The organism is Pseudomonas sp. NPDC088444 (assembly GCF_044900175.1).
Classification (GTDB): Bacteria; Pseudomonadota; Gammaproteobacteria; order Pseudomonadales; family Pseudomonadaceae; genus Aquipseudomonas.
Window position 1 is genome coordinate 90481 of record NZ_JBJDNK010000007.1, and the last position, 20489, is coordinate 110969.

Annotated in this window: 19 protein-coding genes; 8 read left to right on the forward strand and 11 right to left on the reverse strand. The window is 59.4% G+C overall.

Features of this window, described 5'->3' with window-relative positions; all coding sequences use genetic code 11:
* Window positions 1–308 precede the first annotated feature (308 nt).
* Window positions 309–1427, forward strand: a complete 1119-nt coding sequence (locus ACI2KB_RS15235) for a diguanylate cyclase domain-containing protein (protein WP_404636257.1) — start codon at window positions 309–311, stop codon at window positions 1425–1427.
* Window positions 1420–2349: an iron-sulfur-binding ferredoxin reductase gene (locus tag ACI2KB_RS15240; RefSeq protein ID WP_404635873.1), complete on the forward strand. Its 930-nt coding sequence runs from the start codon at window positions 1420–1422 to the stop codon at window positions 2347–2349. Before ACI2KB_RS15235 ends, ACI2KB_RS15240 begins: the two co-directional genes overlap by 8 nt.
* A 60-nt stretch (window positions 2350–2409) precedes the next feature.
* Here the strand turns inward: ACI2KB_RS15240 and pyk are convergent, their stop codons facing one another.
* Entirely contained in the window at window positions 2410–3861 is a 1452-nt protein-coding gene (gene pyk, locus ACI2KB_RS15245; RefSeq protein WP_404635875.1) for a pyruvate kinase, read from the reverse strand.
* A 188-nt stretch (window positions 3862–4049) separates the two neighbouring features.
* On the opposite strand from pyk, the gene ACI2KB_RS15250 reads away from it, so the two are divergent.
* Together ACI2KB_RS15250 and ACI2KB_RS15255 are read left to right on the forward strand one after the other, a co-directional pair.
* Window positions 4050–4424: a tol-pal system YbgF family protein gene (locus ACI2KB_RS15250; protein ID WP_404635877.1), complete on the forward strand. Its 375-nt coding sequence runs from the start codon at window positions 4050–4052 to the stop codon at window positions 4422–4424.
* Window positions 4425–4750: 326 nt separating this feature from the next.
* A complete protein-coding gene (locus tag ACI2KB_RS15255) occupies window positions 4751–5110 on the forward strand; it encodes a PilZ domain-containing protein (RefSeq protein ID WP_404635879.1) in 360 nt (119 codons plus the stop codon).
* 12 nt (window positions 5111–5122) lie between these two features.
* Here the strand turns inward: ACI2KB_RS15255 and ACI2KB_RS15260 are convergent, their stop codons facing one another.
* The 6 genes from ACI2KB_RS15260 to ACI2KB_RS15285 all read right to left on the reverse strand — a co-directional run bounded on the left by ACI2KB_RS15260 (window position 5123) and on the right by ACI2KB_RS15285 (window position 12076).
* The gene (locus ACI2KB_RS15260) at window positions 5123–6478 is read right to left on the reverse strand and encodes a DUF58 domain-containing protein (protein ID WP_404635881.1); all 1356 of its coding nucleotides are present in this window, start codon (window positions 6476–6478) and stop codon (window positions 5123–5125) included.
* On the reverse strand, window positions 6475–7440 hold the full coding sequence (locus ACI2KB_RS15265) for an AAA family ATPase (RefSeq protein WP_404636258.1): 966 nt from the start codon (window positions 7438–7440) through the stop codon (window positions 6475–6477). Before ACI2KB_RS15265 ends, ACI2KB_RS15260 begins: the two co-directional genes overlap by 4 nt.
* Before the next feature lie 119 nt (window positions 7441–7559).
* A complete protein-coding gene (locus tag ACI2KB_RS15270) occupies window positions 7560–8780 on the reverse strand; it encodes a DUF4350 domain-containing protein (protein ID WP_404635883.1) in 1221 nt (406 codons plus the stop codon).
* The gene (locus ACI2KB_RS15275; protein ID WP_404635885.1) at window positions 8777–10375 is read right to left on the reverse strand and encodes a DUF4129 domain-containing protein; all 1599 of its coding nucleotides are present in this window, start codon (window positions 10373–10375) and stop codon (window positions 8777–8779) included. Before ACI2KB_RS15275 ends, ACI2KB_RS15270 begins: the two co-directional genes overlap by 4 nt.
* Window positions 10362–11342 (reverse strand): stage II sporulation protein M, encoded by a 981-nt coding sequence (locus tag ACI2KB_RS15280; RefSeq protein ID WP_404635887.1) that lies wholly within the window; start codon window positions 11340–11342, stop codon window positions 10362–10364. The genes ACI2KB_RS15275 and ACI2KB_RS15280 overlap by 14 nt, the downstream gene beginning before the upstream one ends.
* Entirely contained in the window at window positions 11339–12076 is a 738-nt protein-coding gene (locus tag ACI2KB_RS15285; RefSeq protein ID WP_404635889.1) for an RDD family protein, read from the reverse strand. Before ACI2KB_RS15285 ends, ACI2KB_RS15280 begins: the two co-directional genes overlap by 4 nt.
* 183 nt (window positions 12077–12259) lie before the next feature.
* Here ACI2KB_RS15285 and sbcB point away from each other — a divergent pair, with 183 nt between their 5' ends.
* Window positions 12260–13690, forward strand: a complete 1431-nt coding sequence (gene sbcB / locus ACI2KB_RS15290; RefSeq protein ID WP_404636259.1) for an exodeoxyribonuclease I — start codon at window positions 12260–12262, stop codon at window positions 13688–13690.
* Window positions 13691–13793: 103 nt separating this feature from the next.
* Here sbcB and mvaT read toward each other — a convergent pair whose 3' ends face one another.
* Entirely contained in the window at window positions 13794–14171 is a 378-nt protein-coding gene (gene mvaT, locus ACI2KB_RS15295) for a histone-like nucleoid-structuring protein MvaT (protein WP_404635891.1), read from the reverse strand.
* A 342-nt stretch (window positions 14172–14513) separates the two neighbouring features.
* Here mvaT and purU point away from each other — a divergent pair, with 342 nt between their 5' ends.
* Window positions 14514–15365: a formyltetrahydrofolate deformylase gene (purU, locus tag ACI2KB_RS15300; RefSeq protein WP_404635893.1), complete on the forward strand. Its 852-nt coding sequence runs from the start codon at window positions 14514–14516 to the stop codon at window positions 15363–15365.
* 157 nt (window positions 15366–15522) lie between these two features.
* Window positions 15523–15705 carry a hypothetical protein gene (locus ACI2KB_RS15305; protein ID WP_404635895.1) on the forward strand — a complete coding sequence of 61 codons (183 nt, stop codon included), beginning with the start codon at window positions 15523–15525 and terminating at the stop codon, window positions 15703–15705.
* Here the strand turns inward: ACI2KB_RS15305 and ACI2KB_RS15310 are convergent.
* Window positions 15682–16677 (reverse strand): YbhN family protein, encoded by a 996-nt coding sequence (locus ACI2KB_RS15310; protein WP_404635897.1) that lies wholly within the window; start codon window positions 16675–16677, stop codon window positions 15682–15684. The genes ACI2KB_RS15305 and ACI2KB_RS15310 overlap by 24 nt on opposite strands.
* A gap of 257 nt (window positions 16678–16934) precedes the next feature.
* On the opposite strand from ACI2KB_RS15310, the gene ACI2KB_RS15315 reads away from it, so the two are divergent.
* Window positions 16935–18425 carry a helicase HerA-like domain-containing protein gene (locus tag ACI2KB_RS15315; RefSeq protein WP_404635899.1) on the forward strand — a complete coding sequence of 497 codons (1491 nt, stop codon included), beginning with the start codon at window positions 16935–16937 and terminating at the stop codon, window positions 18423–18425.
* Window positions 18426–18491: 66 nt separating this feature from the next.
* Here the strand turns inward: ACI2KB_RS15315 and ACI2KB_RS15320 are convergent, their stop codons facing one another.
* Window positions 18492–19964 (reverse strand): inorganic phosphate transporter, encoded by a 1473-nt coding sequence (locus tag ACI2KB_RS15320; protein WP_404635901.1) that lies wholly within the window; start codon window positions 19962–19964, stop codon window positions 18492–18494.
* 189 nt (window positions 19965–20153) lie between these two features.
* On the reverse strand, window positions 20154–20351 hold the full coding sequence (locus tag ACI2KB_RS15325) for a hypothetical protein (RefSeq protein ID WP_404635903.1): 198 nt from the start codon (window positions 20349–20351) through the stop codon (window positions 20154–20156).
* Window positions 20352–20489: the final 138 nt, after the last annotated feature.

Below are 20489 nucleotides of genomic sequence, written 5' to 3' on the forward strand. Positions count from 1 at the left end.
GGTGTTAGTGGGAGACTCTAGCCTAGAGGCTGCTTCTCTGCGGGTTGGTATATATATGTATTGCACTCCCGTGGAAGGTTTGCAGAGTGTTTCCCTGTGGGCAGGCATCGAGGGAGGATGGCAGCACGTGTGTCGTTCAGATGTGTGGCCGAGACTGATCGTTCAGCACGCGTTGGCGAATCGCCACGTTTGCTCTACATTGGCATTTTTCCGGATGACCGTAGCGCCTCTGCCTTTTCCGACAGCAAGACTCGATCAGAAGGCTGTTTGAGGCAGGCACATCTGGTCGGACTGCAAGAGCCTCAATGATGAATCACCCCCATGTAGATGGAACTATTCAGCGCTTGCGGTTGAAGCGCTTCGCCATGGCGGCGGGCACCTACATGCTGCTGATCGTGCTCGTTTGGCTGGCGTATTGCGCGGGGTATTACCACGCTGATTTCTTCGACGTCTGGCTGGTCAGCGTCTCGGTAATGATGTCTCAGGCGGTGCTGAGCCTGGTTTTTTTCAGCGGTTACAACCAACGCTTCAAGGATTCGAGCCTGACGGAGTTTCAGGTGTTGATGGGCCTGGGATGGGAAACCTTTCTGCTCTATCACCTGGATTCGGCGCGGGGCACCTTTTTGCTGTTGTATGTGCTGGTGCTGCTGTTCGGTCTGTTCCATCTGCCGCCCAGAGTCTTCACCCGTTGTGCGGTGTTTGCGTTGCTGGGATTCACGGCGCTCAATCTTTGGGACGGGTATGAGGGTCGCCTCGATGATCCTGGTCTGGCTATTTTGCAAACGGGAGCGCTGTTTATCGCGCTGAGCTGGTTGTGCCTTTATGCGCGCTTTGTGCAGGATTCAAGGCAACGCATGCACCAACACCGCATCACCTTGCAAGCCCACCAGGAAACGCTGCGCGGCATGATGTTTCAGCTTGAGGAACTGGCGTCCACCGACGAGTTGACCCATCTGTGTAACCGGCGCCATTTCCTGCGTCTGGCCAGCCGTGAGCTGGAGTCCATGGAGGGCAGTTACACGCAAGGACTGGCGCTCATCGATCTGGACCATTTCAAGCGGGTCAATGACGTGTTCGGTCACGCCGCAGGCGACCGCGTGCTTCAGGTATTCGCCAAGACGGCCGCCAATTGCCTGCGTTCGGATGACATCCTGGCGCGGTATGGCGGGGAGGAATTTGTGTTGTTGATTCCGCGTTGTACCCGCGAGCAATTGATCGATTGCTGCGAGCGGGTTCGCCATGCTTTCGAGCACGTCACCCTTGTTGATTTGCCGGGGCTGGAACTGAGCCTGTCGGTCGGTATGACGTTGATCGAACGCAGCGACACACTGGACTACGCATTGCACCGTGCCGACCAGGCCTTGTATCGCGCCAAACACCAGGGTCGCAATTGCTGCCACGGCGCATGGGACCACGTCGATGCCTGAATTGCGCGCCGGTGATTGGCAATGGTCGGTCGCCGCCGGAAGCAACCTGTTGGACGCACTCAACGGCGCGGGGCTTTGCGTGCCTTACAGTTGCCGTGCAGGCAGTTGCCATGCCTGCCTTGTGCGTTGCACTCAGGGTGAGCCACTGGATGCGCAACCCGAGGCACTGGATGCGGGCCAGCGCGAAAAGGGCTGGCGCCTCGCATGCCAGTGCCGGGTCGTCGATGACTTGAGCGTCGAGCTCTTCGACCCATTACGCGATGGTTCGCTCGCGACTGTCAGCGGTCATGACTGGCTGAGTCCTTCAGTGTTGCGTCTGCGGCTTGAACCCGAGCGTCCATTGCGCTATCGCGCCGGGCAACATCTGCTGCTCTGGACCGCCAGCGGCGTCGCGCGGCCCTATTCGCTGGCAAGCGTTCCGGGGGAGGATATCTTTCTTGAATTTCATATCGATTGTGCCCGGCCCGGGGCGTTCGTCGATGTGGCGCGCTTCTTGAAAATCGGCGACGAACTTCGAATGGGCGAACTGCGTGGCGGCGTACTGCACTACGACCCTGACTGGCAGGAGCGGCCTTTGTGGTTGCTGGCGGCGGGAACCGGTCTGGGGCCTTTATGGGGCATTCTGCGCGAAGCGTTGCGGCAGGGGCATCAGGGGCCTATTCGGGTGATGCACATTGCGCGGGAACATTACCTGGCTGCGAGCCTTCAAGGCTTGGCGACCGAGCATGATCAACTGCAGGTCGAGCTGATCGATGCCGAGCAGTTTCAGACTGCGCTGTCTGGCTTGCGGGTCGCTTCTCGACAAACCATCGCCCTCGTTTGTGGTTCGCCAGGTAGCGTTGAAGCGTTTTCGAAGCGCTTGTTCATCGCCGGGTTGCCACGGGGGCAATTGCTGGCGGATACCTTTCTGGAGAAGGGTTAGTCGACACAAAAAAGCCCCGAACGCTCACGCGCCGGGGCTTTTTGATCGCTGCGAAGTGCCTTAAACCATTGGGTCGCCGACGTGCAGAATCTTCATGCCGTTGGTGCCACCGATGGTGTGGTAGCTGTCACCCTTGGTCAGGATGACCCAGTCGCCTTGCTCGACCAGACCGCGTTTCACCAGCTCGTCCGCAGCCGATTGGCTGACCTGGCCCGCTGGCAGCGAAGCCGGGTCGAATGGAATGGTGTAGACGCCACGGAACAGGGCCGCACGGGCCTGGGTTTCGCGGTGCGGGGAGAACGCGTAGATCGGCACCGAGGAACGGATGCGCGACATGATCAGCGGGGTGTAGCCGCTCTCGGTCAGTGCGATGATCGCCTTCACGCCAGGGAAGTGGTTGGCGGTGTACATGGCCGCCAGGGCGATGCTTTCGTCGCAACGGGTGAACGAGTGGCCGATACGGTGGCTGGAAGTCTTGCCGGTCGGGTGACGTTCGGCGCCGACGCAAATACGCGCCATGGCTTCAACGGCTTCGACAGGGTAGGAACCCGCGGCACTTTCAGCGGACAGCATCACGGCGTCGGTGTAGTCGAGCACGGCGTTGGCCACGTCGGACACTTCAGCGCGGGTCGGCATGGGGCTGGAGATCATCGACTCCATCATCTGCGTGGCCACGATCACCGCTTTGTTGTTGCGTCGAGCCAACATGATAATTTTCTTCTGGATGCCCACCAGCTCGGCGTCACCGATTTCTACGCCCAGGTCGCCACGGGCAACCATGACGGCGTCACTGGCGCGGATCAGATTGCCCAGGGTTTCGTCGTCGGCAACCGCTTCGGCGCGCTCGATCTTCGCCACGAGCCACGCCGTACCGCCAGCTTCGTCACGCAGTTTGCGGGCGTATTCCATGTCGGCTGCGTCACGCGGGAACGAAACGGCCAGGTAGTCCAGGTCCATTTCAGCGGCGAGCTTGATGTCTTGCTTGTCTTTGTCGGTCAGCGCTGGTGCGGTCAGGCCACCACCGCGGCGGTTGATGCCTTTGTGGTCCGACAGCGGGCCGCCAATGGTCACGGTGCAGTGCAGGGCTTCAGCGGTTTGCGTGTCCACACGCATGACCACGCGTCCGTCGTCGAGCAGCAGTTCGTCGCCTACGCCGCAATCCTTGACCAGATCGGGGTAATCGATACCGACAACTTCCTGCGTGCCTTCGGTCAGAGGATGGCTGGTGGAGAAGGTGAACTTGTCACCGACTTTCAGCTCAATCTTCTTGTTGGCGAATTTGGCGATGCGGATTTTCGGGCCTTGCAGGTCGCCCAGCAGCGCGACGAAGCGGCCATTCTTGGCAGCGATGTCACGGATCAGCTTCGCGCGAGCCTTGTGCTCGTCAGGCGTGCCGTGGGAAAAGTTCAGGCGGGCAACGTCCAGGCCAGCAAGAATCAGCTTCTCGATGACTTCAGGCGAATTACTGGCAGGGCCAAGTGTGGCTACGATTTTGGTGCGACGAACGGACATGCACAAACTCCTTAAATGAAGCGCAGCGGAAGGCTACTACTGTATTGGCCTGTAGTCATTGTTCCTTTGCACTACTTGTTGCGCATTGAATGGGCAATCGGCCCAGTGTAGGCAGACTGGCAATGTGCAAAACGGGCTTGAAGAAATCTCGCCAGGCGCCGATATGCTGGAGAGCACAGGAGACTCTCATGCGAATCGTGATGATATTAGTGGCGCTGGCGGCTTTGAGCGGCTGCACGCGCTGGGCAATGAACAGCCATCTGGACAATGCCAACCGTGCGTACGCCCAGGGCGACTGCGATGCGGTGATGTACAACCTGTCCAAAGTGGATCGCGAAAGTCGCGCGCGTCGCTATGTTCAGCCTGAAGTATCGATGTTGCGCGGTCAGTGCCTAGAGCGCCAGAAGCTGTACGTCGATGCCGTGCAGACGTACCAGTTCATCATTACCCAGTACCCGTACAGTGAATACGCGTTCAGAGCCCGCGCGCGTCTCGATACGCTGCACCAGTTGGGCCATGACAACCTCGCGCCCCCGGCAGTCCCGCGACCTGCTTCACTCTAGTTACACCCGTTTGGATACAGCGTCACGTTTTTCGAGTGGCCTTTCCAGAATGTTGAGCTAGGCTGCAATCGGTAGGGACCTAAAGATTTCATCACAGGAGTGGCGAAGAGCACTCCGGTTATTTCAACGCGGGCTAGCGGGATCAATCGCTATCGCGAAATCGAATAATCGGATGAGTGACTTCGGTTATGGCTGGTGAGTCAGATGACGTCCCTGTTGTAATGAACAGGTGGGTTCGGTCGTTTCGTCGTCTGTGGTTCACGCGCGACCGGATCTCTTCGCATTAGCAAGGCCATGCTCAATGGTCATTCGAGGACCCATGTCCAATGCTTAACGAAAGACGAATCGAGCGTCACCAACTCCCTTACTACCTCCAGGTGTTCAATCGGTACACCGACAAGCCATTGGGTTGCCTGGGGAACGTGTCCGAACAAGGTCTGATGTTGATCAGCGACCTGCCGATTCTCGTCGGCGCGGACTTTCAGTTGCGTCTGAAAGTCCCTGACGAGAAGAACGGTCTCTATCACATCGACATCAACGCCAGTTGCCTGTGGTGCCAGGAAGACGAGACCCCCAGGGTCTACGATTCAGGGTTCAAGCTGCAGGCGGCACCTGCCGAGTACTACCATCTGATTCAGGCGCTGCAGCGCTATTTCAGCTTCTATCCGCTGGAGGCTTCTGCCTGAGAACGGCACCTGTCACAGGGTGCCGGCTTTCTTCCAGCTCAGGTAGCGACTCACCAATTGCGGCCCCAGTTCGCCGGGGCGCACGTCCAGTACCGGAATGCCATGAGCGGTCAGCCTTTCATGCAGGCTTGCCCGGGCATTGAGAAAGTCCACTGTGCCGCAATAGTCCAGTGCCTGCTGCCAGCCCTGGACAGGTGTACTGCGCCGTTCATCCAGCACTTCCTCACGCAAGCTGGCGATCAGTACGCGGTGCTGGCGTGCCAGGTGTTTGACCGCTCCCAGCAATTCCTCGTCGTCCTCATCGCGCAGGTTGGTCACCAGCACGACGAGGGCGCGGCGTTTCTGTCGGATCAACAGTTGGCCGATCGCGGCGCCGTAGTCGGCAGACTTTTGTGTGCTGTCCAGGTCATATACGTGATTGAGCAGCAGGTTCAACTGAGCCGGGCCTTTGACCGGCGTCAGGTGTCGATCCTGTTCGGCTGCGAACGTCGACAGGCCTACCGCATCCCCTTGCCTGAGCGCGGCGTAGCCCAGAAGCAGGCAGGCGTTGAGCGCATGGTCGAAGTGCGTCAGCTCTCCGTCCTGACTGCGCATCCGACGTCCGCAGTCGAGCAGAAACACGATTTGTTGATCCCGTTCGTCCTGGTACTCGCGCGCTATGGGGGTGCGCTGCCGGGCTGTCGCCTTCCAGTCGATCTGCTTGAGGCTGTCGCCCTCGCGAAATTCGCGCAATTGATTGAACTCCAGACCCAGCCCTCGGCGAGGGTGCTGACGTATGCCAATCTGGCTGAGCCAATTGTCCACCGCGAGTAACTGGCCATTGTGCAGCCGTGCAAAGTCGGGATAGACCCGCGCCGAGCTGATCAACGGCACATAGCGTCGGGAAAACCACAGACGCAGCGGGCTGCGCAGTTGGAGTTCGGCTTTTTCGAAGGTGAACAGCCCACGGCTAGTAGGGCGCAGGCGCCAGGTCAGCTGCGCGCCGCGCTGGGCGCGGAGTACGACTGCTTGGGGCAGGTATTCGGCGTCGAAACGGTTGGTGCCGCCTTCCGGGCCGTGATCGAACACGCTCAGGGCGACGCTTCGTCGATAGGTGTGTTCGATCGCGATACGCACCTCGGCCCAACGCCCCAATGGGAGGCTGCCGGGGAGATGGCGTTGCAGACGGGGAGACGGCAAGCGCCAAAGCCAGCAGGCATCAAGCGCAATCAGCACGCCCATCACGCCGGCCAGCGTCCAGAACAGCCCGTCGAGGCGGCCCAGCGGCCCTCGTCCCAACGCCTGCAATGCTCCCAGCAGTACGCCGTAACCTGCCAGAACGGCCAGCCACCAGAGCAGTCGAGTAGAGGGTCTCAACAGTTGCTTCATTGACGCGGCGCCGGAACCTGGTCGAGCATTTGTTTGAGCACCTGATCCACCGACAGGCCTTCGATGTCCAGGTCAGGCGACAGCCTGACGCGATGACGAAGCACGGCCAGTGCGCAGCTTTTAATGTCATCGGGGATCACGAAGTCTCCCCCGCGCAACAGCGCACGGGCACGACCGCCGCGCACGAGTGCGATGGACGCGCGAGGGCCTGCGCCCAGTGTCAGGCCAGGCCATGTACGCGTGGTGCGGGCAAGGCGCACCGCATAGTCCAGCACCTGATCGTCCACCGGTAATTCGCTGGCGATGCGTTGCAATACCTGCACATCCTTGGCCGTCATCAGCGTGCGTAATGGCTGGACCTCCAGCATGTCAGAGCGCGTCGATCGGGTGACCTGTCGCACCATTTCCAGTTCCTGGTCCGCCTGTGGATAGTCCATGCGCAACTTGAGCATGAAACGGTCCAGCTCGGCTTCAGGCAGAGGGTAGGTGCCTTCCTGTTCGATCGGGTTCTGGGTCGCCAGCACCATGAACGGTTGAGGCACCGGCAGTGCGCGGCCCTCCAGCGTCACTTGTCGTTCCTGCATGGCTTCGAGCAGCGCGGCTTGCGTCTTGGCAGGGGCGCGGTTGATTTCATCGGCGAGCAGCAGGTGGGTGAACAGCGGGCCTTTGCGCAGCTTGAACTGTTCACTCTGCATGTCGTACACGGCATGCCCCGTTACATCGCTCGGCATCAGGTCGGGGGTGAACTGAATACGGGCGAACTCACCGCCGAAGCAGCGGGCGAGGGCACGGACCAGCAGGGTCTTGCCCAGCCCGGGAACGCCTTCGAGCAAAACGTGGCCCCCGCCGATCAGCGCGGTCAGTACATCGTCGATGACGAGGTTCTGGCCGATCACGGCCTTTTGCAATTCATGGCGCACGGCCTGCGCCAGATGAATCGCCCGTTGACGTTGCTGAGTCATGTGGCTGGCGGACCCGGCTTGAGATGCGCTGTCTTCGGGTTCGCCAGGTGCATGGGTGACGGGCTGTTCAATGTCCGTCTGGCTGTCTGTCGCGCTCGACTGCGGCGTGGGGTGATCGCTCATGCTAAGGCATTCCTGAGGCTTTGCAGGTAGGCAACCTGACGGGTGAATTCAATGTTGGAGAGATGTTCGTCCGGACGTGGTCGCAATGCCTGTCCGATATCGCGGGTGGATTGACCTGTCATGCGGGCCAGTATCTGCCACTGCTCGGCAACGGGCAGGCCCTCGAAGCCGGGATGTCGTTGACGGGCTCGGCGCAGGATGTCGTGCTGCAATGGACGTAGCAGCGCCTGATGCCCCTCGCGTCGCAGTATGAAATCGGCGCTGGCTCGCAGGTGTTCGCTCAATTGCCGTCTGGCGCGGGAAGGCTCCGGTTGCAGGGGGCCATGGCGCATGCCGCTGTGCCAGAGTCCTGCGCCAATGAACAGCGCCAGCGCGAACAGTGCCTGTGGGAAATACCGCCACAGCAGCGCCGACAGATTATCGTGGTCAGTGCGCAGCAACATCGTCACGTCGCTGTCCTGGCTCAGATACCACAGCAGCCAGGCATTGTCGTATTTGCCGATGGCCCGGGTTTTCCAGAGGTCGGCGTCGGTCAACACCGTGATCAAGCCCTTGCCATAGGCCATCTGTAGCAGGTGTGTCGCATCCGCGCTGTTGGCCCAGGACTGTGCAAGATTGTCCGGGTCGTCCAGATGGAAGGCCGGATCGAAGCTCATGTAGGCCGGATCGTTTTCGTTCTGCACGTAAAGCCGGGTGAGCTCGGGCCAGAGTGTTTTGGGGGCTTCGACATCCGGGACGCTCAGCGGAATGACAGGGGTGTTCAACGCTCGCTCGCGCTGTTTGTCCTGTTCGCGCAGGTCGCGGGTGAGGAATTGGTGAATGTGCAGTTGATCGAGCAACAGATCGCCACTGCGGCCCTTCGTTTCATCCCACAACTGCTCGGCAACGAAGAGCAGCCGTCCGCCTGCTCGCGCCCACCTCAGTAGACGCTGGACTTCGCTCGGCGTCATCTTTTCGCGGGTGTCCAGTAGCATCAGGGTCTGAGGCTGCTGACCGATATCAGGCAGCACGTTGAGGGCCTGTGTCGTGTTGACGGTGATGCCGCGCTCGCGCAGAAACGTCTCAGCCGCCAGATAGGGATTCGCTCTCACCTCTGGGGCAGGGCCTTGATCGACCACTTCCTGATAGTGTTCGAGGCGCTTGAGCAGAGGCACGCTGGCGCCCGCAATGCTGAGCAGGACCAGCGCAATGATCACGAACCCGATACGGCGGCTCATGCTGTCGTTTCTCCGGTAAACAGACGTCGCCAGTCATCGCACAGCGATTTCAGCACCTCTGCGGCGGGGAGTTGGTGGCCGTAGGCGAGGGTTTGCCAGTGATGGGTGAGGGTCTGGCTGAAGGCATGCAAGGGGGGCAGGTTCAATCGCTCGGTATGCGCCAGCACTTGCCCTTCGGTGTCCGAGTTTTTCAAGGGCAGTTGGTAGTCGGTCAGCAGGCGATTGAGCAGTGCGCGATACAACAGGCTGAGCGCTTCGCGAGGTGATTGCTGCCAGAGTCGTTCGGCGGCAGCGGCAACGTCGTCCGGCAGGCTCTCTGTATTCACCTGCAAGCCGAACAATTGCTGGGGAACGTTGTGGCGAGTTACAGGTGTCGCCTTGTTGCGGCTGACGAATGTGCCGAACCAGGCCCGATAGCGCCAGATGACCCAGCCCAAGGTCAGTGCGAGAAGCGTCCAGAGCAGGGCTTCGAATACGGTTGAAAGCGTTTTGCCAAGGTTGAGCATGCCCAGAATCAGCTTTGCCAGCCACTGAGGGGTGTCGCTGGCCTTTGTTTTCGCGTTGTGCTTTTGTTCGGGCAGCCGCCAGCCTGAAACGTTTTTCGGGTTCTTGAAGGGCGGGCTGTCGAGCACGCCTTTGATCGCCTCTCGGGACGCTGCACTGGTCAGTGGCTGATTGAGCAGCCTTGCCGTGTTGGGGGCTGCGACCTGATCCTCTGTTTGCGGCAGATCCAGTGGTGGCAGCGGGCAGCTGTAATTCGGCTCGTCAGCGCTTTCGTCTGCCATGACACTGGACGGCGAAACGCTCAGCGCCAGTGCGACGCCGAGCAACAAGGCATAGGCACTGCCGACCACTCGCTGACGCAGGCGGCGGAACGTCAATTCGATGTCCCAGGCTTCGAGTGTGGTGCGGCGATTGATGTACAGCGCAAATCCGGATGCCACGTAAATCGGTCCCCACATCACCAGTACCAGCGCATAGAACGCGTTGGTCAGGTGTTCCAGCCAGTTCCAGCTGCTATCAACGGCGAGCAGGCTGCGCCATGACCAGTCCAGCTCGACCTGTTGAGGGATCAGCGTATAGAACAACACCATCAGGCCTATCCAGAGGCACATTTCCAGTGTGCTGCCCATCGAGGTGAGACAGCGAGCCACCCAAAGGTTTTTCTGGCCAAGCAGCGCGATGCGTTGCGCGCGGGGCAAGCCATCCAGCCCCTCCAGTTGCAGGACCGGCAGATTGAAGCTGCGGCTGAGGCTGAAGCGGCGCCAGGTCAGGCTGGCCAACAGTTGTGGTTTGAGCGCTCGAACCCAGGCGCCAAGGGCATTTTTGAGTGTGGGAGGCTGGCCGAACAGGGCTTGCGACAGGATCAGCAGGGGCAGACGCTCGAAGGCGGGCTTCAGCCACCAGAACAGCAGCACCGCGAGGGTCGGATAGTCCCACAGCACCACGCTGAGCAGCAGGAACGTCGGCAGCGTCACCAACGCCCAACTGGTTATCAACAAATATTGGTGCTGGCGCGCGAACAGGACACCCAGGTCGACGGCTTCCCAAGGGTTGCGCGGGCGGATGGCCACGTGGGCTTCAGTCAGGCGCATGGGCGGTGCGTCCGGCGAAAATCAGATAGGCGCCGACCAGCAACCACAACGTGGCACCGACCAGGTACTTGGTGACGGGCTGCGGCCAGGTCATCGATGACCAATAGGCCTCGATGAAGGCGGCGATCATCAGAAACAGGATAACGCCACCCATCAGGCGAACGCTGGTTTGCGCGGCCACTCTCAAGGCTTCGCCACGCCGCAGCGGACCGGGCGCCAGCAACGCCCAACCCAGTTTCAAACCTGCCGCGCCTGCCAGGGCAATGGCGGTTAACTCGAATGAACCGTGGCCCACCACGAACGGCCAGAAGGTTTCACCAAACCCGACGTTCGTGAGATGCCCCGCTACTGCGCCAATCATCAAACCGTTGAACAGCAGGAAGAACAGACTGCCCAGGCCGAACAGCAATCCGCTGGCGAAGGTCTGAAACGCGATGCCGATGTTGTGCATGATGTAGTAGCCGAACATCAGCCAGTCTGTACTCGACGCCCGCTCGGCAGACTGTCCAAGGCGTCTGGCCGCCGGGTCGTACATGCCCTCCATTTCACTGACCTCTGCGGGGCTGACAACGCTGTAGATCAGGTCCGGGTAGCCGTGAACGAGCACTCCCATGATGAACAGGCTGCCGAAGAACAGCACTCCCGAGAAGGCGACCAGCCGCCATTCGGCACGTACCAGCCGAGGAAAGTCAGCCAGAACGAAACTCAGAAGCCGGGCCACGAGTTGGCTGCGATGACGATAGAGCTGTTGATGACCTCGCATCGCCAGCTGCTGCAAGGGATCGACCAGGTGACTGCTGTACCCACGCTCCTGTGCCAGAGCCAGGTGCCGGCAAATCTGGCGATAGTCTTCGGTGAAGCCCTTGCCCGCTTCGTTGAGGCGACGACTGCTCTCCAGGATCACCAGGCGCTCGGCGAAGCGCGTCCAGTCTGCCTGATGGCGTTGTTCGAACTCGCGTTGTTTCATGGTGACCCCGCCAGCCCACGCGCGATACCGTTCAACTGGTCAACCGCATGTTGAGGGGGCGTCTGCGTCGGCATTTGCAGGGGCGTCACCAGCAGCGCAGCCAGTTCCTGCGCTCTGGCGGGTGTGAAGTGCTGTTGTCGTTCGGCAAAGGACAGTATCGCCCGCTGCTCGTCCAGTGTCAGACGCAGGGGGGGCATCAGCAAGGGAGCATCCGGTACGGCAGGACGCGTGACCGGAACGTCGCGGTAGATTACCAGTGTGCCGGCGGCCAGATCCCCCAGTCGCTTGAACAATGGATGTTGCAGGCAAGCGAAGGCGCCGACGCTGTACCCAAACGGGAGCATGTCGACGAAGCGCAGCAAATTGCGCAGCAGCGAGGCCGACCACCCCACCGGCGTGCCGTCGTCATGAACCACACGCAGGCCCATGATCTGTTTGCCGGGTGTGCGCCCTTGATGCAGCACTTCGAACAGCACCATGTACCACCAGTTGATGAGAAACAGTGTGAGCACGAACACCCCACTGCCGAATTCGCCGAAGGCATCGAGCAGGAAGAACAACGCGATCAGTAACACGCCGCGAATGGCCAGATCGATCGTGAACGCCAGTGAACGGGACAACAGCCCCGCCGGGCGCAGCAGCAAATCGATGCCTTCCGGAGTTTCCATGCGGATGCGGGTGTCCAGCGGGGCAGGCTGTGCAGCGTTCCTTGGCCAGGCTTGCGAGGAGGACATTGTCGGGAGGGGTATGCCTGAAAATAAAAGTTGATGCTAGCCACGGTATGAACGCTAAGCAACCGGACGATTCTGAACCGTGTTGTGGGAAACGTCTTTAAACACTTCACGACGCCTTTTGGACGGTCTGGGTGCCTGATCGCATCTGTTAGACTGCGCGGGACTTTTGCTCAGGATCTACCCGTGACTTCCAGCATCTTCTGGTACGACTACGAAACCACCGGGATCAATCCGCGTAACGACCGGCCGCTTCAGGTGGCGGGGATCCGCACGGACGACCAGCTCAACGAAATCGACGAACCCGTGAACCTCTATTGTCAACCCAGCGATGACATCCTGCCTCATCCGGCGGCGTGTCTGGTCACCGGTATCACACCTGCGCGGCTGGCTGAAAAGGGCCTGTGCGAAGCAGATTTCATGACTCGGGTCCATGCCCAGCTGGCGTTGCCCGGTACATGTGGTGCGGGCTACAACACGTTGCGCTTCGATGACGAGATGACCCGCTACAGCCTTTATCGCAACTTCTACGACCCCTATGCACGCGAGTGGCAAGGTGGCAACAGCCGCTGGGACCTTATCGATGTCGTGCGTACGGCCTATGCCTTGCGCCCCGAAGGGATCGTCTGGCCGGAGGAAGAGGGGCGGGTCACGCTCAAGCTGGAGCGATTGACCGTCGCCAACGGTATAGACCATGGACAGGCTCACGACGCGCTGTCCGATGTGCGAGCGACGATTGCACTGGCGCGCCTGATCCGGGACAAGCAGCCCAAGCTGTACGACTATCTTTTTCAGCTACGCAGTAAACATAAGGTTCAGGATCAGATCCGTTTGCTACAGCCGCTTGTTCATATATCCGGACGCTTTTCCGCCGCGCGAAGTTATTTGAGCGTTGTTCTGCCGCTGGCCTGGCACCCGACCAATCGCAATGCCCTGATTGTCTGCGACCTTTTTCATGACCCCCGTCCATTACTGGATGAAGCGGCGCAAACGTTGCGTCAGCGCTTATATACCCGTCGCGAAGATCTGCTCGACGGCCAGTTGCCGGTGCCGCTTAAACTACTGCATATAAACAAGTGCCCGGTCGTGGCCCCGTTAAGCGTGTTGCGAGAGGAGGACCGTGAGCGTCTGCAACTGGATATGGACGTTTACAAGGCACGTGCCCGGGACCTGAGTGAAGGGCAGGGGATCTGGCTGGATAAGTTGAAAACGGTTTACGGCGCTGACGAATTCGCTGTCAGCGATGACCCGGAACAACAATTATATGATGGATTCATTAACGATCGGGACCGTCGTCTCTGTGAGCAGGTGCGTCTGGCCGAACCGCAACAGTTGGCCAGCGATCCGTGGCTTTTTGATGATCCACGGTTGCCTGAGTTGCTGTTTCGTTACCGGGCACGAAACTTTGCTGAAACCTTGAACGATGTTGAACGGCAGCGCTGGTTGAGTTTTTGTCAGCAACGCTTGACCGATCCTGAAGCAGGCGCCCCGAATACCTTGAAGGCCTTTACCAAGGCGCTGCTAGAGCTGTCGCTGAAGGCGACACCGGATCAATTGAAGGTGCTGGCCCAGTGGCAGGATTACTCGCTGCAACTGCAGCAACGAGTCGGACTTTGACGCAGGTGCATGATGAATCCGGGGCAATAAAAAACGCCAGCAATCGCTGGCGTTTTTCAGGTCGCACATCACTGTACAACGACGGTTACAACACGCGGGCTAATTAGCCCAGCAGCGTTGCCCAGCTTTCAACCTCGTCACCGCCCCACTTGGCTTTCCACTCTTTCAGCGTTTTGTGGTTGCCGCCTTTGGTTTCGATGATTTCGCCGTTGTGCGGGTTCTTGTATTGCTTGACCTTGCGTGCGCGCTTGGTGCCGGTAGTTTTGACAGCGGCGCCACGTGGGGCCTTCAGTTTGGATTCTGGATCCAGCAGCGCAATGATGTCGCGCAGCGATTTTTGGTACTCACCCATCAGCGACCGCAGCTTGCCTTCAAACTCAAGTTCTTTTTGCAGCTTGTCGTCTTGTTGCAGGTTTTGCAGACGGGCCTGCAATTCTTTGATGGCTTCTTCTGTTGCGCGGTATTCGTTGATCAGGGACATGAGGGCTACCTGTGTTGTGATGAGCGGGGTGCAATGACGCAATAATAGTCACAGTATTTGCGCAAGTAAACATTTAAGAAAAGTTTTATTCGTAGCATTTTGAAATAGCGTATGAACATACGCGGGCCATCAAACAACACTGTCGGCGGTAAGAAGTGAGGGTTAATAAGTTTTTAGCGACGCCATGTTCGGCGCGGGCGGACCTCGGGTGAAAACACCGGTCCATTACCATTGATCGGATCCTTTTTTCTGCCCGGGGAAAATCTGCGTGATCAGCATACTGCACTGGCGCCGGGTTATCGCTAGAATAGCCGCCTTTGCGAAGTTCTGGAGTTTTCCCCCATGCGCACTTTTCGTCTGGTGATCGCCTGCCCGGACCGTGTCGGCATCGTTGCCAAAGTCAGTAACTTTCTGGCGTCGTACAACGGCTGGATCACGGAAGCGAGCCATCACTCTGACAACCTCAGCGGCTGGTTTTTCATGCGGCATGAAATCCGCGCCGACACCCTGCCTTTTGACCTGGAAGGCTTTCGCGCGGCATTTGCCCCGATCGCGGAAGAGTTTTCGATGGACTGGCGCATCACCGACTCCGATCAGAAAAAGCGCGTCGTACTCATGGCCAGCCGCGAATCGCACTGCCTGGCGGATCTGTTGCACCGCTGGCACAGCGATGAACTGGACTGCGAAATCGCCTGCGTGATTTCCAACCATCAGGATCTGCGCAGCATGGTCGAGTGGCACGACATTCCTTATTACCACGTCCCGGTAGACCCAAAGGACAAGGAGCCTGCGTTCGCCGAAGTGTCGCGTCTGGTCAAGCAGCATGAGGCCGATGTGGTGGTACTGGCGCGCTACATGCAGATCCTGCCGCCCCAACTGTGCCGCGAGTACGCGCATCAAGTCATCAACATTCACCACAGCTTCCTGCCGTCGTTCGTGGGCGCCAAGCCTTACCATCAGGCGTCGCTGCGCGGCGTGAAGCTGATCGGTGCGACGTGCCATTACGTGACCGAAGAGCTGGATGCCGGTCCGATCATCGAACAGGACGTGGTGCGTGTCAGCCACCGCGACAGCATCGAAAACATGGTACGTTTCGGTCGTGACGTCGAGAAAATGGTGCTGGCTCGCGGCTTGCGCGCGCATCTGGAAGACCGCGTTCTGGTGCACGACAACAAGACGGTGGTGTTCGACTAAGCTCGAAGCACGCCCAGCCCTGCGGGGGTGAATTCATTCTGGGCGGTACTTCGCGAGAGCGCGGTACATCCTATGCGTAACTGCCGGATGTACCCTTGCATCGCGAATGAATTCGCTCCCACAGGACACGTGTCCCCATCTTCGGAGGCATTCTGTAATGACCCATCCACTCGACAAAGCCACGTCCAAAGCCCCGCCGACGCTGGGTGAAGGCTGTCTGACGCGTTACGACCCGGATGCGCTGTCTCCCGAAGACGGCACCGAGTTCGAGGGCGCTGCGCAGTTGTGGGAACAGGTGAAGCCTGATGAGGACGAGTCAGCCGGTCCTGACTCGCAATAGCTTCATCAGCAGCGGCTTGCCGACCATCAGCAGAAAGACCGGCCCGCCTGCGATCAGGTAGAAGTAGTAGGTCACGATCCGCCAGATCAGAATCGCCGCCGCAGCGGTCGATTTACCCACCATCGGCGCCAACAGGGCGGCTGATGTCAATTCCGCAGCCCCGGCACCGCCCGGTGACAGGCTGAACTGTCCCGCACTCAGCGACAGCATTTGCACCAGAAACGTCCAGGCCCAGTCGATGTCGACTCCCAGGCCTCTGAGGGCCAGATACATCACGCTGTAGCGCAGGCCCCAGTGCACGCAGGTCAGGGCGAATACCTTGAGCAGAATGCGATGGGGCATTTTCCAGGTGTCAGCCAGTGCGTCGCGAAAATGCAGAAGTTTGCGTGCCCAGCGAATGCGTGTGGTGTTCTTGCGTCTCAGACGTGTCAGCAACTTGCCATTAAACAGAATGATGCGCCGGTGAAAGCGTGCGAAACCTGCACACACGCATAAACCCGCGCCGATCAGCAGCGCGCTGGCGATGAGCATCCATTCCAGATTTTCACTGAGCTTGTGAAAGACCGCGTAAATCAGAATCCCGATCAGTGCCAGCAGGAAAAACACCAGATCATTGAGTTGGTCGGTGGCGAACGCGGCCGTGCTTCTGGCAGGGCCGATGCCGCAACGTGACAACAACGCCACCAAGGTCAATGGCGCGCCGCTGCCTCCAGGTGTCGCGCTATAGGCAAATTCCGTGGCCATGACGATGCCCAAGCTTTTACGCATGCCGACTCCGGCAGCGCTCTCACCCAGCAATAGCCGCAGTCGCATGGTGTTGGCGCACCATCCCACCAGCACCATGCCAAACATGGCGAGCAGCAGTGTCAGGGGAAAATTGCGCAAGCGGTGAAACATCTCTGCGCCGCCCATGAAGAACGGAATCAGCAAGGCGATCAGCAGAATGACGACAAGCCAGACGAGTCGTTTCACGCGCAGGACCTGTTGGACGATTTGAACGCGGGTAAGAAAAAGGCAATGGGCACGATGACAAATGCTCTTCGTTTTGGGTGCTGAGTGGACAGCGTTCACAATCAGGTGTTCGTCAGCAGGTGGTGGGTGGCCGGTGCCCGGGCTGCATTGAACTAGAGTGAAGGGGCTGACTTCAGTTGGCAATCGTCGATGCAGGCAAGGGTGTGTCGTTTCGCCGTGGTCTTGCTGCAACTCCCATTTGATTTGTAGGTGAAGACATGCCGGATTCTCAACAGATGCTGATTGGTGCGGGGCCGGATGGCCAGCCGGTCGGGCAGACGCTCAGGCTTGGTAATCGCCACGGTCTGGTAGCAGGCGCTACGGGCACCGGAAAGACGGTCACCTTGCAGCGCTTGGCTGAAGTGTTCAGCGATGCCGGAGTGGCCGTGTTCGCTGCCGACATCAAAGGTGATTTGTGCGGTCTGGGGGCGGCGGGCAGCCCCCAGGGCAAGGTCGCCGAGCGCATTGCGGGGATGCCTTGGCTCAATCACACGCCCCAGGCGTATCCGGTGACATTGTGGGATGTTTACGGCCAATCGGGTCATCCTTTGCGAACGACACTATCGGAAATGGGGCCTTTGCTACTCGGCAGTTTGCTCGAACTTACGGACAGTCAGCAGTCGGCCCTGTACGCGGCGTTCAAGGTGGCGGATCGCGAGGGCCTGTTGTTGCTGGATATCAAAGACCTCAAGGCTTTGCTCAATTACTTGCACGACAACCCGCAGGCATTGGGCGAGGACAGTGCCCTGATGACGACGGGTTCGAGCCAGGCGCTGCTGCGGCGGCTGGCTGTTCTGGAACAGCAGGGGGCCGAGGCGCTGTTTGGCGAGCCTGCGTTGCAACTGGAAGACATTCTGCAACCGGCAAGTGACGGGCGAGGGCGCATTCATTTACTCGACGCCAGTCGGTTGGTGCATGAAGCGCCGAAAGTGTACGCGACCTTTCTGCTCTGGCTGCTGGCGGAATTGTTCGAGCAATTGCCGGAGCGCGGCGATGCGGACAAACCCCTGCTGGCATTGTTTTTTGATGAGGCCCATTTGTTGTTCGCCGATACCCCCAAAGCCTTGCAAGACCGCCTCGAACAGGTGGTTCGTCTGATTCGCTCAAAGGGTGTCGGCGTGTATTTCGTGACCCAGTCGCCGGGTGATCTGCCAGACACCGTTCTGGCGCAGTTGGGTCTGCGCATTCAGCACGGCCTGCGAGCATTTACCAGTAAGGAACAGAAATCGCTGAAAGCCGTGGCGGAGGGTTTCAGGCCCAACCCTGCTTTCGACGCGCTGACGGTGCTGACCGAATTGGGTATCGGCGAGGCGTTAGTGGGCACCTTGCAGGAAAAGGGTACGCCGGAAGTGGTCAGGCGTGTGCTGGTGGCGCCTCCACAATCGCGGATCGGGCCGCTGAGTGAGGCGGAGCGAGCAGTGCTGATTGCTCATTCGCCGCTTGCCGGTCGGTATGACAAGGCGGTGGACCGCGAATCAGCCTACGAGATGCTATTGGCGCGCAAAGGCGCTGCACCTGATGCTGCCTCGAAACCCGCCGCTGAAGAAAAGTCCGAAGGCGGTCTGGCCGATCTCGCAGGCGGCTTTTTGGGTAGCCTGGCGGGGCAGGCGGTCAAGAGTGCAGTGCGCCAGGCCGCCAACCAGATCGGTCGGGAATTGGTGCGCGGTCTCATGGGATCTTTGTTGGGCGGCAGTAAGAAGCGACGTTAAAGTGGACTGTAGAAGCGAAAATGCCCACTCAATTGTGGGCATTTTCATGTCACGAGGGCTGTTGAATCACGCCAGCGCCTTGGACGACAGCCAGAACAGCGCAGCGGACAGCGCAACAGTGGCAGGCAGCGTCAGCACCCAAGCGAGCAGGATGTTGCGGACGGTGCCGCCTTGCAGACCGCTCCTGTTGGCAACCATGGTGCCAGCGACGCCAGACGACAGGATGTGGGTGGTCGAGACCGGCAGGCTGAACACGTTGGCCAAGGCGATCGCGCTGGCAGTGGTGATCTGAGCCGACATGCCTTGTGCGTAGGTCATGCCCTGTTTACCGATTTTCTCGCCGATGGTCAGTACCACGCGTTTCCAGCCGACCATGGTGCCGATACCCAGCGCCAGTGCGACAGCCAGAATCACCCAGAACGGCGCGTATTCGGTCGTGGCGGTCAGGTCCTTGCGCAGCTTTTCCAGATCGGATTTTTCGCGGGCGTCGAGCGCAGGCAGTTTCCCGACCTTGCGCGCCGTATCGTCCAGGCACAGCAGATAACGGCGGGTTTCGATGCGGTGCTCGGCAGACAGGCTGTGGTAGTCCGTTACGCCTTTGAGGTTATTGAGCAACGCGTCGATAGTCGGCTCGGTTTGCTCCGGGTTGCAGCTGAAGTGCTCCGGCAGGTCGCCGTTCGTCGATTTGCCCAGTGCCAGGTATTCGCCCAGCGTCGCGTTGTTGCGCTGGTAGAACTGGCTCAAGTGCAGCGTGGCGTCGCGAGTACGTTCGATCTGGTACGTGGTGGTGCTCAGGTCCAGCACGAATTGGGCAGGAACGATACCGATCAGCACCAGCATGATCAGGCCAATGCCTTTTTGGCCGTCGTTGGAACCGTGGACGAAGCTGACCGCCATCGCTGAAATCACCAGCACCAGACGGTTCCAGAAGGGTGGATGCTTCTTGTCCTTGGTATTGCGACGCTGTTCCGGCGTGTTGTGCATCTTCGACAGCGGACGCCACGCCTTCAGCGCGATCAACGCCAGTGCGGCGACGATGAAGCCCATCAGAGGCGAGAACACCAGCGAGGCGCCAATGTCGATTGCCTTCTGCCAGTTCACGCCTTCCGCCAGCGGAATGTGGTTGATCAGCGCGTTGGCCAGGCCCACGCCCAGAATCGAACCGATCAGCGTATGGGAGCTGGACGCCGGAATCCCGAAGTACCAGGTGCCCAGGTTCCAGGTGATCGCCGCAGCCAGAAGCGAAAACACCATGGCTAGGCCGTGACCGGTGTTGACGTTGATCAGCAGTTCGACTGGCAGCAGATGGACGATGGCATACGCAACGCCGACGCCGCCAAGCAGCACCCCGAGAAAGTTGAACACACCCGAGAAGAACACCGCCAGGTGGGGTGGCATCGCCTTGGTGTAAATGACTGTCGCCACCGCGTTGGCGGTGTCATGAAAGCCGTTGATGAACTCGAAGGTGAGGACGAAGGCCAGGGCGAGCAACAAGCTCACAATCACCCAAGCATCCAGTCCGCTGAATAAATCGATCATGGAAGGTTTTCTGACCCGGTATTAAGGGGGCGGGATTATGACAGAAAAAAAACTAATCGATAGGCAAGCCGCCAATTGGTAGCAACCTGCAACGAAAATTCTGCCCGTTCACCCCCGTTGACTTTCTGTGGGAAAGCCTTGCGGGTCACCTTGCCTATCTCGGTACATCGAGCCTGAGCCGATCAAGGATCAACGTTCTTCCTTGAGCTCTTCTTCCATCTTCTGAAGTTCTTGCTTGAACGCCTGATCGAGCAGGCTGGCACGTTTGCGCCATGGCTTGCGTTCGGGCTCCGGCTGGGCGGCGTAGGTGGTCACTTCACCGCCGTAGACTTCCTTGTAACGTTGTTCCTGGCGCTCTAGTTCTGCGCGCAGTTCATCTTTGGTCACATTATTACCTGATCGTGTCGAGTGTGATTCTGGTGATAACGCAGGTGGCAGAAGTGTCGAGCGCTGGCGACGGATGGCAAACGTGTGCGATGAGTCTTCAACGAATGTATTAAACACTTCTTGTCACATGCGGCTACG

What these genes read in the sequence shown, in the direction of transcription:
- ACI2KB_RS15305 (WP_404635895.1), top strand. Translation starts at nt 15,523, where the DNA reads ATGACCCATCCACTCGACAAAGCCACGTCCAAAGCCCCGCCGACGCTG.
- ACI2KB_RS15270 (WP_404635883.1), bottom strand. Translation starts at nt 8,780, where the DNA reads ATGAGCCGCCGTATCGGGTTCGTGATCATTGCGCTGGTCCTGCTCAGC.
- ACI2KB_RS15250 (WP_404635877.1), top strand. Translation starts at nt 4,050, where the DNA reads ATGCGAATCGTGATGATATTAGTGGCGCTGGCGGCTTTGAGCGGCTGC.
- purU (WP_404635893.1), top strand. Translation starts at nt 14,514, where the DNA reads ATGCGCACTTTTCGTCTGGTGATCGCCTGCCCGGACCGTGTCGGCATC.
- ACI2KB_RS15240 (WP_404635873.1), top strand. Translation starts at nt 1,420, where the DNA reads ATGCCTGAATTGCGCGCCGGTGATTGGCAATGGTCGGTCGCCGCCGGA.
- ACI2KB_RS15285 (WP_404635889.1), bottom strand. Translation starts at nt 12,076, where the DNA reads ATGTCCTCCTCGCAAGCCTGGCCAAGGAACGCTGCACAGCCTGCCCCG.
- ACI2KB_RS15275 (WP_404635885.1), bottom strand. Translation starts at nt 10,375, where the DNA reads ATGCGCCTGACTGAAGCCCACGTGGCCATCCGCCCGCGCAACCCTTGG.
- ACI2KB_RS15315 (WP_404635899.1), top strand. Translation starts at nt 16,935, where the DNA reads ATGCCGGATTCTCAACAGATGCTGATTGGTGCGGGGCCGGATGGCCAG.
- ACI2KB_RS15255 (WP_404635879.1), top strand. Translation starts at nt 4,751, where the DNA reads ATGCTTAACGAAAGACGAATCGAGCGTCACCAACTCCCTTACTACCTC.
- ACI2KB_RS15235 (WP_404636257.1), top strand. Translation starts at nt 309, where the DNA reads ATGAATCACCCCCATGTAGATGGAACTATTCAGCGCTTGCGGTTGAAG.
- mvaT (WP_404635891.1), bottom strand. Translation starts at nt 14,171, where the DNA reads ATGTCCCTGATCAACGAATACCGCGCAACAGAAGAAGCCATCAAAGAA.
- ACI2KB_RS15320 (WP_404635901.1), bottom strand. Translation starts at nt 19,964, where the DNA reads ATGATCGATTTATTCAGCGGACTGGATGCTTGGGTGATTGTGAGCTTG.
- pyk (WP_404635875.1), bottom strand. Translation starts at nt 3,861, where the DNA reads ATGTCCGTTCGTCGCACCAAAATCGTAGCCACACTTGGCCCTGCCAGT.
- ACI2KB_RS15280 (WP_404635887.1), bottom strand. Translation starts at nt 11,342, where the DNA reads ATGAAACAACGCGAGTTCGAACAACGCCATCAGGCAGACTGGACGCGC.
- ACI2KB_RS15260 (WP_404635881.1), bottom strand. Translation starts at nt 6,478, where the DNA reads ATGAAGCAACTGTTGAGACCCTCTACTCGACTGCTCTGGTGGCTGGCC.
- ACI2KB_RS15265 (WP_404636258.1), bottom strand. Translation starts at nt 7,440, where the DNA reads ATGACTCAGCAACGTCAACGGGCGATTCATCTGGCGCAGGCCGTGCGC.